This is a genomic window from Terrimonas pollutisoli, from assembly GCF_029360765.1.
GTDB lineage: Bacteria > Bacteroidota > Bacteroidia > Chitinophagales > Chitinophagaceae > Terrimonas_B > Terrimonas_B pollutisoli.
On record NZ_JARKNA010000011.1, the window covers coordinates 149,905 to 163,649 of the forward strand.

Below are 13,745 nucleotides of genomic sequence, written 5' to 3' on the forward strand. Positions count from 1 at the left end.
TCAGGGATATGAAAAAAATATTTTTAACAATACTGATTGGGCTGGCAGGCATCGCAAATGCCCAGCAGTTTATTGAATCAGGTGCAATCGAGTTTGAAGTACGTACCAATAACCACCGTGCATTGGGAGACGAAGGATTCTGGGTGCAAATGTGGAAGGACAAGATTCCCCAGTTTTCTACCACCTATTTTACCTATATTTTTAATGACAATAAATCCATTTATAAGTTTGACCGATATGATGAAAAAACCAAACTTCCCCGTGGGTTTGGAGTAAATAATCCCGAAGATGACGTATGGTACAATGACTATCAAACAGGAGCTTTTGCCAATTATAGATACATTCTCGGTGACAATTATTTACTCGCCGGTGAATTAATGAAAATTGATTGGAAGCTTACACCCAATGAAACCCGGGAGATTGCTGGCTTTAACTGCCGTAAGGCAACAGGTATCATTTTCGATAGCGTTTATGTTTTTGCTTTCTATACGGATGAGATAACCATCAGCGGTGGCCCGATGGGAATAAGCGGATTGCCAGGAATGATATTAGGTATTACAATTCCCCGCATGTTTACCAGTTACATTGCAACCAAATTGCAGGTTGCCGGTGTTGATGTAAGACAAATCATAGCCCCTCTAAAAGGAAAGAAAAAAGAATTTGTTGCCATTCGTAAAGATGTTGAAAAAGTAACAAAGGACTGGGGTAAGTGGGGACAACAAGCTTTGTGGAATATGTCGTTATGATATTTCATGTAAAGATCATCGGGTATACGGAAGGAATATAGCAAATCTCTTTACAGAGTTTTTATTACGTCTTATTTTCTTTATTATTCTTTTAGTGGAGTGTTGACAGCACAATAACTACGCTGGTGAACAAGAAGCAGCATTCTTGTTACGGTTATTGAAGCGATATAGGCAGGTTCTGATTTAGCACATTATTTACACCAACAGACAAATAGTAATGCGAAAACTTCTTTTTGTTCTCCTGCTGTGCTTTATCCTGCCGGAAGCATTCAGCCAGACTTCTTCCATTGAAGGTTCTATCCGGGACACTTTGGATAAGAAAAATCTCCCCCACGCCGTCATTGCTCTTTTGAGCAATAGGGATTCTGTATTGGTAAAATTCACCAGAACCGATACAAACGGCAGTTTCAGTATGAGTAACCTGGAGCCGGGTGAATATGTAATGCTGGTCAGCTTTCCAAAGTTTGCGGATTATTCAGATAAGATCACTGTACCTGACAAACAACTATTGAACCTTGGCGTGATTCCGCTTACACCTGCCAGTCTCCTGTTAAAAGAAGTAGTGATTCGAGCCAATGCAGCTATGCGCATCAAAGGGGATACTACTGAATTTACCGCGGATAGTTTTCACGTAAAAGAAGGAGCGACGGTAGAAGAATTGTTGAAACAAATACCTGGAATGCAGGTAAACAGTAAGGGTGAAATAACTGCACAGGGCAAAAGAGTAGACAAAGTATTGGTAGACGGCGAAGAATTCTTTGGTGACGATCCTACCATTGCCACGCAGAATATTGGAGCCAAAGCAGTGGACAAGGTACAGGTGTATGATACTAAATCGGAACAGGACCAGTTAAAAGGTATTGGGGCATCAGGTAGCGGTAATAAAACGATCAATATAAAATTAAAGGAAAGCTCTAAAAAAGGCTATTTCGGAAAAGTTGAAGGCAGCAGTGATTTCAATAAGCTGTACAATGGCAAGTTGATGTATAATAAATTCCAGGGTAACAAAAAGATATCATTCTACGCCACAAAAAGTAATACCAATACAGGCAGCCTTGGCTGGGAAGAAAGGAATAAACTGGGCATTGAAGATGACTACGAATATGATGAGATCAGTGGTTATTATTACAGTTATGGAGATAATGATAATGATTTCAGGGACTGGAGCCTGCGGGGTTTACCCAATGCCTATACAGTTGGTGCTTTGTTTGGCAATAAATGGCAAGAGGATAAAAATAAATTAAATCTCTCCTACCTGTATAACCGGCTTGAAACAACCAATACAACAACGAATCTTTCACAAACTTTGTTAGAGGATACCACTTTTTTCAATAATTCCATTTCAAAAAGTAAAGGGCTTTCACAACAACATGCGGTACGGGGAAAATACGAATGGCAGATAGATTCTTTGGCTTCGATTAAGTATACCGTTGCAGGTATTTATAAAAAGAAAAATTCCTTTACGAATAGTTACGGCGAGGCTTTGAACGAAGCATCGGAGTTTGTCAATACAAACACACGGACCAATGAGCTCAACAGTGAAAAAAGACAATTAGACAACGCTCTTACATACAAACAACTATTTAAAAAGAAGAACCGCCAGTTAATAGCTACCGTACGGTTAGGGATTGTCGAGGACGACCAGGATGGCATACTATCCTCAACAAGTCATTTTTATAGTACGGGCAATCCCGACTCGGTTGATATTATAGATCAGCAGAAGATCAACACCGGCAATTCAAGCACCATTGGCACCAAGATTACTTATAACGAACCGTTGAATGATAAATGGAATATCGTTTCAGAATATAGCTTGAACAGTAACCAGTCTGTTTCTCACCGGAATAGTTTCGACAAGGATGGCAATGGCAAGTATACCGAACTAAATCCTGTATTCAGCAATAATTTTAACCTTGATGCCTTGTCCAATAGTGGAACAATAACCGCAAGATATTTAGGTAAAAAATTACGGTTTGGTTTTGGAACAGGTCTCTCAGCAATCAGGTTAAACCTTAAAGATCTGGACCTGGATAAAACGACAACATATAAATTTACCGGGTTCACACCGCAGGCACAGATCGGGTATAAATTTAAAGCACAGACCGGCTTTTCATTATCTTATCGCGGCAATACCGTTCAGCCTACGATCACCCAGCTACAACCCCTTCGCAATAACGATGATCCATTGAGTATTTACGTTGGCAATCCAGATCTTAAGGTGGGTTTTAACCATAATGTTAATCTTAGTTTGCATGATTATAAAGTTCTCAGCGGGAGATATTTTTACCTGAGCGGAGGTATGAATTTTTCTGAAAATGCGATTACCAATTTCAGCAGTACGGATTCTTTTGGAAAGACAACCTATATCCCGGTCAACGTGAACGGAAATAATAACTGGTATTCTTATGGCTGGTGGACCTCAGGAGAAGGTGACAAAAAACTTAACCATGGTTTATCGCCTGAGGCCAATGGTGGACGATCAAAGAATTATATTAACGGAAAAGAAAACATCAATACCTATGCAAATCTTTCCATGCATTATTTTATGCGGTATTCCGTTAAGGAAAAATATAATTTCAATATAGGTCCAAAGGTTACACGGACTATTTCAAAATCATCACTTCGGCCTTCGGCGGATAATAATTACTGGACCTACGGTGGCAGGGCCGAAGGATATGTAAAGCTTCCCTGGAACTTTGAACTGGAATCGAATGTAGAAATGGAGCTGCGACAAAAAACAGCTGCATTCGCTAATAATGTAAATACTACGGTCTGGAATGCCGAGCTGAGCCGCAAATTCATGAAAGATAAATCGCTGAAGATGGGCCTCGTCGCTCATGATATCCTGAATCAGAATATTGGCTTCAATCGTACCATCAACAGCAACTTTATCAGCGAGCAACGCTATGACAGGCTAAGCCGTTATTTCCTGCTGACAGTTTCCTGGAATTTCAATAAAATGCCAGGACAAGAAAAAAAATAATATTAATTCATTTAATCGACCATCATGAAGCAAATCCATCTCTGCCTTATCCTTTTGATTTCGTGTCGTGCGACAAAAGCGCAACAGATTTTTTTAGATAAAGTAAGTATCGATTATGCAAAAACAGTAGCGGTATGGCCGCTGATGAAAGAATTAGAACCTGAGTGGTTTGAACAGAGCAAAAAATATATCCCAAAGGAGACAATCAGTTATTTCAACTTCAGCAGTGAAGGAAATAAATCCGTTTATAAGCGAACCAAAGAAGCGGATATTCCCCGCAATATGTGGTTCAAACCTTTTGCGGATGAAAATACCGTATTTAATGATTATAGTAACGGCTCTACGATTACGCAAAAACCCATCTATGAAGAAACTTACCTGGTGCAGGACAGCCTTCTGAAGATCAAATGGAAGATAACTGCCGATACAAGAAATATCGCGGGTTTTGAGTGCCGGAAAGCAATCGGTATTTTATTTGACACGGTTGCTGTTTTTGCTTTTTATACCAATGAGATCATGATTAGCGGTGGCCCCGAAGGCATTCACGGACTACCTGGTATGATATTGGGAATGGGTATTCCCCGTTTGCATACAACCTGGTTTGCAACGAGAGTCAGCCAGGAGGTAAACGCAAAACTCATCGCTCCTGCTACCAAAGGTAAAAAGCAAACCAGGAACTCTATGATTAATACATTGAATACAGCTTTGAAACGCTGGGAGAGCTATGGTCAGAAGCTGATCCTGGCTTTTGTCATCTAGTTTATCGGCAAATGATGATTCTTGGTCCAGTGAATTTTTTATTTCAACAATTCAAAAACAAAACTTTCTTTCGGCTTTATTTCAAAGCCTTCCATCGGTATACTATTTCCGGAAACAACATCTTTTAGTTGTTTAAAACCAGTTGTTCTCTCCGCATAATAATTCCAGTCGGGTTTCATTGATTTATCGCCGGTATTGGAAATCACCATCACTGTTTGCTTTGCATCATACCGGAAATAAACATACAATCCATTTTGAGGTACATACTGCATCAGCTTTCCTTTTGCAATGGCTGAAGAAGTCTTGCGGAAGTTTGCCAATGAAGATACATAGGTAAATGCCTGCTGCTCCTGTTCTGTTCTCCCTTCCTTCGTAAATTTATTTACCGTATCCTCTTTCCATCCACCCGGAAAATCTTTGCGTACTTCTGCATCAGTGGGGTTCTTGAAATTTTTCATCAGGATCTCGGTACCATAGTACATTTGAGGAATGCCTCTTAATGTAAGCAGCCAGTTGATGGCCATTTTATATTTATTATAATCTTCACCAACGACAGAATAGATCCTGTCCAAATCATGATTGTCCAAAAAAATGCAATTCCTTGTTGGATCTTTATAAAGGATATCCTGCGCTAAAGTAGAATACAACCTGTTAACACCATCAGTCCAACTAAAAGGTTGCCGTAATGCATCGATCATAGCATTTGTAAGCGGGAAATCAGTAATGCCCGGGCAATTGTGCTTAAAGGGAACGGTCAAATTGTTTTCGGAAAACCATGCTGCATTTACAACAGAAGGTACCAGGGTTTCACCGAACACGGTTAATGACGGAAACTCTTTTGCCAGCGCATCATTGATTTTATTTAAAAACTCACCATCGCTATAAAAATAAGTATCGATTCTCCAGCCATCAATTCCAAATTCCTCGGTAGCCCAGATGGCGTATTGGATCAAAAAATTAGCCACCAAAGGATTTCGCTGGTTAAGGTCTGCCATAAAAGGAGTAAACCACCCATTAACTGAAAGTTTTCTATCAATATCCGATGCATAGGGATCAACGATCGGTTGATCTTTATAGGAAGAATTGGTATACGAGGGCCATTGATTCACCCAGTCTTTCATTGGCATATCTTTTATTGACCAATGATCATCACCTATATGATTGTACACCGCGTCCTGGATAAATTTGATTCCTTTACTATGCGCTGCGTTCACCAATTTTTTATAGGCGTCATTACCACCCAATCTCCGGTCAACTGCATATTGATTGGTAAATGCGTAACCATGGTAAGTGCTTCTTGATATACCACCCTCCTGTGTCCTTGTCATATCGTTTTCTACCACAGGTGTTGGCCAGATAGCAGTTACTCCCAATTCGTTGAAATAATCCAGGTGATCCTCTATTCCTTTTAAATCACCACCATGACGATCAAAGGGATTCGCCCTGTCGTGACCTGTGTCACGCATATCAGTAAAATAATCATTGGAAGGATCGCCGTTGGCAAACCTGTCAGGCATGAGCAGGTAAATAAAATCGGCTTGTGTTACTCCCTGTATCCTTGTCTTGCCATTTTCTTTACTGCGGGCTTTTAATTCATATTTTATTTTGACCGCTTTGGATGGTGGACCAAAACTAAATGTTCGTGCACCGGGTTTAGCGTTTTTATCAATAACCAGGTCAAGAAAAACATAATTGGGATTTTCAACCCGTTGAATTGCCTTTAAGGTTACTCCCTCCGCCAATTTCATCCCTGCAGGAGATAATTTATACATGGGAATTTTTTCCGCTATTCCTTCCTGGTGAACGATCAATTGAAGTTTTGGATTCTTCATTCCTACCCACCAATGCGTGGGATATAAATCCTGGCTCCAAAGAGGAGTACTTATAATAAGAAGAGCACAAATAGCTAAATGCCTTTTTTTCATATGTGAAGTTTTAAGGGATCTGGCAAATTGGAACTTGCCGGGAGAAAAGTTTGTGGTACACTAAACTTTCTCATTCAAAATTTTTAAGCCAGCGCTTTTTCTTCTTTAATGCGCATAGCACCGGGATCATAAACATAGATGACGCTTATAGCGGCGCACAACATAAAAATGCCCGCCAGTACTATGGCATATACCGGTTGGTTGTTGTAGACATTTTTAACCATCGGACCGCCAACGATCCCATTCAGTATTTGAGGCATGGTGATAAAGAAATTAAAGATACCCATGTATATTCCCATCTTTCCTGGTGGTATCGAACCCGACAGAATTACGTAAGGCATTGCCAGGATGCTTGCCCAGGCTACTCCCACACAAGCCATCGAAAAGATCAGGAACTCTTTATTGGGAGCAAAGAAAAATGAGATCAGCCCTACACCGCCAATGATTAATGAAAGTGCATGCGTCTTCTTTCTACCAATGCGGAAAGCCAACGCCGGAAGACACAAAGCATAAACAGCGGACACTGCATTATACACCGCGAAAATAACACCCGTCCAATCCTGTGCTTCACGGTATGCTTTTGAACTTTTATCTTCTATGGGTAAATGAAAAATATGTGTTGCTATGGAATCAGTGGTAAACACCCACATACCAAACAAAGCGAACCAACTGAAAAACTGAACCAATCCTAACTGCTTCATGGTCTTTGGCATTTTTTTCAGATCGGTAAAAATGCTCATGATGCCCGCATGACTTTCCTCACTCTTGCCATGATATTTTTCATATTCTGCAGGTGGATATTCTTTTGTTTTTATAACGGTCCAGATAATACTTCCAATAAAAACAGCGGCGCCAATATAAAAAGCAGTCTTTACGTTGGCCGCTACGACTCCCGCAGGTGCTTCGTTTGAGATACCCACCCAGTTATGTAATATATAAGGTAAGAAAGAACCGACCACAGCTCCTATTCCGATGAGGAAAGTTTGAACAGAAAAGCCAAGTGTTCGTTGAGAGTCGGGTAAGTTGTCTGCCACCAATGCACGAAATGGTTCCATCGCCAGGTTAAAACAGGCATCCATGATCATCAAAAACCCGGCACCTATTATTACTAATGGAGCTATGCTTCCGAGTATCCCGGCATTAGGCATCAATGTAAGAGCACTTGATGAAAGAATGGCCCCTGCTAAAAAATATGGCCTTCTTCTACCCAGGCGGTTCCATGTTTTATCACTGTAATACCCCACAATTGGTTGGACAATTAATCCTACTAATGGGGCAGCTAACCAAAACCAGGATAAATGCTCCACATCCGCACCATAGTTTCTTAGAATACCGCTGGCATTTGAATTTTGTAATGCAAATCCAAACTGAATTCCAAGAAACCCAAAACTCATATTGAATATTTGCCAAAAACTTAAATGAGGCTTGGGAACAAGGTCATCTTTGTCCAGAATATAAGAGGAGGAGGCCATAGCAGTCGTTAATTTTTAGCTTTAGGCCGGGAAGATAATAATATTATGTAACAAGTACACATTTAGGATTGAGAAAAAAGCCTCCCGTTCCTGAAATTCTACCAGCTAAACGCATTACCCGTTCCCGTCAAAATGAATGGCTAAATAACAAACCCGTTTGGAATGATTGCTCCTTTTTTAACCACTACTATTCCATCTTTAATAGTGTAGAGTGGCTGATCAGTATTCTCCAAATGAGAACCACCATTGATCCGGACATCATCGCCGATGCGGCAGTTTTTATCAACAATGGCATTATTAATATAACAACGGTTGCCAATACCTAATAAAGGAACACCCTGTGCTTTATCCTTTGCAATATCAGTAAGCGTTTCGTAATAATCACTACCCATGATATAAGTATTCCTGACTGTAGACCCATGCCCTATCCGGGAACGTATACCGACAACACAGGTATCCATACGTGATGCGTTAATGATGGAGCCTTCAGCAATAACAGATTTCTCCAACGTTGTACCGCTGACTTTTGCAGGAGGTAACATCCGGGCACGGGTATAAATGGCCCTGTTGTTATCAAATAAATTAAAGTCGGGCAGATCGGCTGTCAAACCCAGGTTGGCTTCGAAGAAGGAATAAATATTACCGATGTCAGTCCAATAACCATCATATTGGTAGCTCGCTACTTTGCATTTGTCGATAGAATGAGGAATAATTTCTTTACCGAAATCAGTTGCATCGAGATAATTATTTTGCAGGTAATCGAATAAGAGCTTACGATTAAAAATATAAATACCCATGGATGCAAGGTATTTTCTGCCGGCTCTCTGCATCTCTTCGCCAGTATCGCTTACCCATTCACCTAACACGTCTTTCTTTGGTTTCTCAATGAAAGATGTAATCAATCCATTTTCATCTTTTTTTAAGATGCCAAATTCAGGAGCTTCCCTGTCCCCAACGGGAATGGTCGCTATAGAAATGTCTGCCCCTGTTTTTTTATGATTGTCCAGCATTTCCTGGAAATCCATTTGATACAGTTGATCGCCTGACAAGATCAATACATACTCACTTTCAAACGGAGTGATATGGCGAAGACTTTGCCGGACAGCATCTGCTGTACCCTGGTACCAGGTCGGATTGTCCGGCGTTTGCTCTGCTGCCAGGATATCTACAAAAGCTGAACTAAAAGCACTGAAATGGTAAGTATTTTTTATGTGCCTGTTTAGAGATGCTGAGTTGAATTGCGTCAATACAAACATGCGGTTAATACCCGAGTTCATACAGTTAGAGATAGGAATATCTACGAGCCGATACTTTCCCGCAATTGGAACAGCCGGTTTGGAACGGCTTGCTGTCAATGGATATAATCTTGATCCGGCGCCTCCACCTAATATTACAGTGAGTATTTCTTTAGAAATTGACATAGGCAAACTTGTTTTTGATAATTATACAGAAAAGTTAAGTAACAATTTGTATAAAAATTCCAACAAAAAATTATTTGATCAATATTTTTTTAACTGTTACTTCAAAGTTTTATAAAGATCAATATACTGTTGTGCCGAAGAATCCCATGAATGATCGATCGTCATCATGTGACTGCGCATCCATTGATACAGGTCGGGTTTATTCGTATATAGATCGATTGCTCTTCCTACGGAGTAAGTAATATCACCAACACTGGCCTGGTCGAAGCGGATACCATAGCCCTGCCAGTCACCAAAATCCTTAATCGTATCTTTTAATCCACCAATGCTCCTAACCATTGGCACCGTTCCGTAGCGCAAAGCATACATCTGGTTTAAGCCGCAAGGTTCAACGCGGCTTGGCATCAACAAAAAATCAGCACCAGCATATATCTGGTGACTCAGTGGCTCGCTGTATCCTATATAGGAGTTATAATATCCATTGAAGTGGTGCTTCATGTGATCCAGTTGTTCTTCCAAATAACCTTCTCCTGAACCAAGCACTAGAAAATTAGCTTTACCATGATGGTGATAAATTGACTGGGAAATAGCTTCAGGCAAGAGGTCGGCAGCTTTCTCTCCTACCAATCTCCCGATAAAAGCAATTAGTGGCTTTTCGGGGTCAAGACCAAACTGGTCGCAGATCTCTTTCTTATTTTTCTTCTTTCCTTTTTCTACCAGTTCCTTGTCATAGTTTTTTATAAGGAAATTATCTGTTTCAGGGTCCCACACCTGTGTATCTATACCATTCAATACACCAAAACTTTTCCCCTTTTCATATTCAAAAAGATTTTCCAAACCATTGGCCGAGTGTTTTAGTTCATCAAGGTAACTGTAACTAACGGTTGTCACTTTCCAGGCACATTTAACAGCGGAGGCCATTGGATTGATGGTGTTGTTCCAATCCAGCAAACCCCATTTCCAACTGTCATAGGCAGGAATAAGATAATATTTATCCCAGCTGATCCACCCCTGGTATTGACCATTGTGTACTGTAAATACCGTGGGAACATCCGCCAGCCTCAGGCGAAATTGATAACTATGCTTAACCATAAAAGGTATAAGCCCTGTATGATGATCGTGGCAATGTATGATATCCGGGACATGTTCCCATTGGCTTAGCCAATCGCAAACGGCAATCTGGAAAGCTGTAAACCGTTCAGTGTCGTCATCATACCCGTAAATTTTTTCTCTATCCAGCAAGCCATTTATATCTACTAAATAAAGATCGAAACCGAGTTTGTTTGTCTTTTCACGAATAACACTATAATGAAACCTATAGGACCCGAGATTCTGGCCACCTTCATGCACCAGTTCCCAATTATTCTGATACAGAAATTTTGTACGATACATCGGCATCACCACTTTTGTAACATGACCTAATTCGGCCTGGTATTTTGGCAACGCACCTACTACATCTCCAAGGCCACCGGCTTTTGCCACGGGATAACACTCTGCTGAAACATGTACAATTTCCATTCAAAAAAAATTGTGTTGAAGTAATTATTTTCAAATTAAGGTGTTTTTCCCATTGCTCCATTGTTATAATTAAAAATTTTTCACTAGCTGATTTATTTCTATTTTCAGTGCTTAAATAAAAACCCACGACTGCAATGAATCAACAAACAAAATGGTCGCAATTTGGAACACTTATAAGTGTATTCTTTTTTTGGGGCTTTGTTGCTGCAAGCAACGATATCTTAATTCCCGTTTTTAAAGAAAATCTTCATCTTTCACAAGTACAGAGCCAAATGGTTTCTTTTGCGTTCTATGTGGCTTATACGGTCGGATCAATTATTTACTTTTTGATCAGTAAAGCCCGGGGCGGTGATATTCTCAATAAAATCGGCTATAAAAATGGAATAGCACTTGGCTTAATTATTTCAGCAATCGGTACCTTGCTATTCTACCCTGCTGCCGAGCAATCATCTTTTGCGTTGTTCATTTCCGGGCTGTTTATTGTTGGCCTTGGTTTTTCTTTACAACAGACCGCAGCTAACCCGCTTGCAATCATAATGGGTGATCCAAAGTCAGGCGCACAGCGATTGAGCATGGCGGGTGGTGTTAATAATTTTGGAACTACTATTGGTCCGCTCTTAGTGAGTTTCGCCATTTTTGGTTCGGTTGCATCTGGCAATAGTAATGCTGATATTAGCAGTATTAAAGTGCCCTACCTGATATTGGGAGCTGTCTTTATCCTCGTAGCAATCGTTTTTAAATTTTCCGCCGTTCCTAATAAGATAGACCTGGATGCTGTCGCCGAGGAAGAAGCCGGTCAGGAAAAAGAAAAGGTGCTGCACAGAAGTGGGCCGACAAAATATCCGCAGCTTGTATTAGGCATGCTGGCCATATTTATATATGTGGGGGTGGAAGTAAGTACAGCTGCAAACCTTCCCGAGTTTATGAAACAACATATAAAAGGAGAAGATGGAGGTATATTCCCCACTGATAAAATTGCGCCATTTGTATCCTTATACTGGGCGAGTTTAATGATTGGTCGCTGGACGGCTTCGGTTGGAGCGTTTGCCCAATCAAAAAGCCTCAGGCAAATTTTACGATTCCTGATGCCTTACATAGCATTTGGTGTGTTCTTGCTGGTAAACTGGATAGCCGACCATGATCTCACGCCATTTTATATATACGCAGTAGTGATACTCGCTATAATAATTGGTGATATATTAAGCAAAGGGAATCCAGCCCGTCAGTTGCTAATTTTTAGTCTAATGGGGATCGTGGCTTTATTTATCGGTATAATAGCTGATGGTATGATCAGCGTTTATGCATTTATTAGCGTAGGTCTCTTCTGCGCTACTTTATGGCCTTGTATTTTTACCCTGGCCATTGCGGGTTTGGGGAAACACACCAACGAAGGAGCCAGTCTTCTTATCATGATGATCATGGGTGGAGGTATTGTAAGCTTATTACAGGGATGGCTGGCTGCCGACAATCTTTTGGGTATACAATGGTCATACCTCGTTGGCATTGCCTGCTTCCTATATCTTGCTTATTATGCCTGGAGTGTAAAAGGCATTTTAAGAAAACAAGGAATAGAATATGATGAGAAAGTAAGTGTCGGAGGTCATTAACAAATCAATTCATTTACTTCGTACATTTATCGCCCCGTTACGACAAAAGTAACGGGGCTTATTTATAAAAATAAAACACGATGGCTGATAAATCCGGCTTAGAAGCTCTGGCAATAGGAATTGATATTGGAGGCACAGGAACAAAGTTTGGTATAGTTGACAGGGACGGAAATGTTCTTTTTTCAAGTGAGATTTCCACCAGGAAACACGCAGAAGTAGATAGTTTTATTGACGATCTGTACTCGTCTTTGTCTGTATTAATAGAAAAAGCCGGTGGCATTGGCCGGATGAAAGGAATTGGCGTCGGAGCCCCAAACGGTAATTATTACACCGGGACGATCGAGTATGCGCCCAATCTTCCCTGGAAAGGAATTATCCCGCTGGCCAAATTGATTGAAGCAAAATTCAAATTGCCGGTAACTCTTACTAACGATGCGAATGCTGCTGCAATTGGTGAAATGATGTACGGTGCGGCCAAAGGAATGAAGGATTTTATCATGATCACTTTAGGCACCGGCGTCGGAAGTGGCATTGTTGCCAACGGTCACCTGATCTATGGTCATGATGGTTTCGCAGGCGAACTCGGGCATACCATTATCATTCCAGACGGCAGAGTGCACCCGGGAACAGGAAAAAAAGGTTCACTGGAAAGCTATGCATCGGCCACGGGTGTTTCTAATACCGCCCTTGACCTGATGGAAAAAACAGACACTCCCAGCATACTTCGCGACATTCCCAAAAAAGAAATCGATTCAAAAAAAGTATACGAGGCAGCCATCAAAGGCGATGAACTGGCCCGCTATATTTATGATTTTACAGGCCGGATTTTAGGACTCGCTTTGGCCAATGCGGTGATGTTTTCAAGCCCCGAAGCCATCATACTTTTTGGTGGACTGACCAAGGCCGGCGACCTTATTTTAAAACCAACCAAGGAGCATATGGAGGCAAACCTGATCCAGGTTTTCCAGAATAAAGTCAAGATCCTAATCAGTCATTTAAAGGAATCTGACGCCGCCATCCTCGGAGCAAGTGCCCTGGTTTGGGAGGCGAATTAGCTTTATAAAATACTTTTTTTCAGACTGCAAAAGCTTCAACGACTCAGTTGAAGCTTTTTCTTTTAGAGAAATATTCCCTGCCATTTTTTCCGATAGTCATCGCCCGGCTTTTTGTCCGGTAGAACATATCTCTCCTGTTTTCGTCACTGGGACACCCAAGCTAAATTTCAAGGTTAAAAAGCTCAACTAATTCAGATTGCTCCTCGTTTTTAATGACCAACCTGGAATATTTGTTTTTTGAGTAAGGGGTTGTGATTGT

General features: G+C 40.8%; 9 protein-coding genes. 5 read left to right on the forward strand and 4 right to left on the reverse strand.

Features of this window, described 5'->3' with window-relative positions; genetic code table 11:
* Nucleotides 1–8 precede the first annotated feature (8 nt).
* From P2W73_RS17290 to P2W73_RS17300, 3 genes are all read left to right on the forward strand, one after another.
* Nucleotides 9–746 (forward strand): GLPGLI family protein, encoded by a 738-nt coding sequence (locus P2W73_RS17290; protein WP_276503336.1) that lies wholly within the window; start codon nucleotides 9–11, stop codon nucleotides 744–746.
* 217 nt (nucleotides 747–963) lie between these two features.
* The gene (locus P2W73_RS17295; protein ID WP_276503337.1) at nucleotides 964–3,729 is read left to right on the forward strand and encodes an outer membrane beta-barrel protein; all 2,766 of its coding nucleotides are present in this window, start codon (nucleotides 964–966) and stop codon (nucleotides 3,727–3,729) included.
* A gap of 24 nt (nucleotides 3,730–3,753) precedes the next feature.
* Nucleotides 3,754–4,488: a GLPGLI family protein gene (locus tag P2W73_RS17300; protein WP_276503338.1), complete on the forward strand. Its 735-nt coding sequence runs from the start codon at nucleotides 3,754–3,756 to the stop codon at nucleotides 4,486–4,488.
* Between the two features lie 38 nt (nucleotides 4,489–4,526).
* Here the strand turns inward: P2W73_RS17300 and P2W73_RS17305 are convergent, their stop codons facing one another.
* The 4 genes from P2W73_RS17305 to P2W73_RS17320 all read right to left on the reverse strand — a co-directional run bounded on the left by P2W73_RS17305 (nucleotide 4,527) and on the right by P2W73_RS17320 (nucleotide 10,824).
* Entirely contained in the window at nucleotides 4,527–6,413 is a 1,887-nt protein-coding gene (locus tag P2W73_RS17305) for a glycoside hydrolase family 13 protein (protein WP_276503339.1), read from the reverse strand.
* A gap of 83 nt (nucleotides 6,414–6,496) precedes the next feature.
* Complete coding sequence (locus P2W73_RS17310; protein WP_276503340.1) at nucleotides 6,497–7,807, reverse strand: MFS transporter; 1,311 nt, start codon at nucleotides 7,805–7,807, stop codon at nucleotides 6,497–6,499.
* Between the two features lie 218 nt (nucleotides 7,808–8,025).
* Nucleotides 8,026–9,306 carry a glucose-1-phosphate adenylyltransferase gene (locus tag P2W73_RS17315; RefSeq protein ID WP_276503341.1) on the reverse strand — a complete coding sequence of 427 codons (1,281 nt, stop codon included), beginning with the start codon at nucleotides 9,304–9,306 and terminating at the stop codon, nucleotides 8,026–8,028.
* Nucleotides 9,307–9,402: 96 nt separating this feature from the next.
* A complete protein-coding gene (locus tag P2W73_RS17320) occupies nucleotides 9,403–10,824 on the reverse strand; it encodes a glycogen synthase (RefSeq protein WP_276503342.1) in 1,422 nt (473 codons plus the stop codon).
* A gap of 134 nt (nucleotides 10,825–10,958) precedes the next feature.
* On the opposite strand from P2W73_RS17320, the gene P2W73_RS17325 reads away from it, so the two are divergent.
* Both P2W73_RS17325 and P2W73_RS17330 read left to right on the forward strand, forming a co-directional pair.
* On the forward strand, nucleotides 10,959–12,431 hold the full coding sequence (locus P2W73_RS17325; protein WP_276503343.1) for an MFS transporter: 1,473 nt from the start codon (nucleotides 10,959–10,961) through the stop codon (nucleotides 12,429–12,431).
* A gap of 80 nt (nucleotides 12,432–12,511) precedes the next feature.
* Nucleotides 12,512–13,486, forward strand: a complete 975-nt coding sequence (locus tag P2W73_RS17330) for an ROK family protein (protein ID WP_276503344.1) — start codon at nucleotides 12,512–12,514, stop codon at nucleotides 13,484–13,486.
* Nucleotides 13,487–13,745: the final 259 nt, after the last annotated feature.

What these genes read in the sequence shown, in the direction of transcription:
- P2W73_RS17325 (WP_276503343.1), top strand. Translation starts at nt 10,959, where the DNA reads ATGAATCAACAAACAAAATGGTCGCAATTTGGAACACTTATAAGTGTA.
- P2W73_RS17315 (WP_276503341.1), bottom strand. Translation starts at nt 9,306, where the DNA reads ATGTCAATTTCTAAAGAAATACTCACTGTAATATTAGGTGGAGGCGCC.
- P2W73_RS17330 (WP_276503344.1), top strand. Translation starts at nt 12,512, where the DNA reads ATGGCTGATAAATCCGGCTTAGAAGCTCTGGCAATAGGAATTGATATT.
- P2W73_RS17290 (WP_276503336.1), top strand. Translation starts at nt 9, where the DNA reads ATGAAAAAAATATTTTTAACAATACTGATTGGGCTGGCAGGCATCGCA.
- P2W73_RS17310 (WP_276503340.1), bottom strand. Translation starts at nt 7,807, where the DNA reads ATGAGTTTTGGGTTTCTTGGAATTCAGTTTGGATTTGCATTACAAAAT.
- P2W73_RS17305 (WP_276503339.1), bottom strand. Translation starts at nt 6,413, where the DNA reads ATGAAAAAAAGGCATTTAGCTATTTGTGCTCTTCTTATTATAAGTACT.
- P2W73_RS17295 (WP_276503337.1), top strand. Translation starts at nt 964, where the DNA reads ATGCGAAAACTTCTTTTTGTTCTCCTGCTGTGCTTTATCCTGCCGGAA.
- P2W73_RS17320 (WP_276503342.1), bottom strand. Translation starts at nt 10,824, where the DNA reads ATGGAAATTGTACATGTTTCAGCAGAGTGTTATCCCGTGGCAAAAGCC.
- P2W73_RS17300 (WP_276503338.1), top strand. Translation starts at nt 3,754, where the DNA reads ATGAAGCAAATCCATCTCTGCCTTATCCTTTTGATTTCGTGTCGTGCG.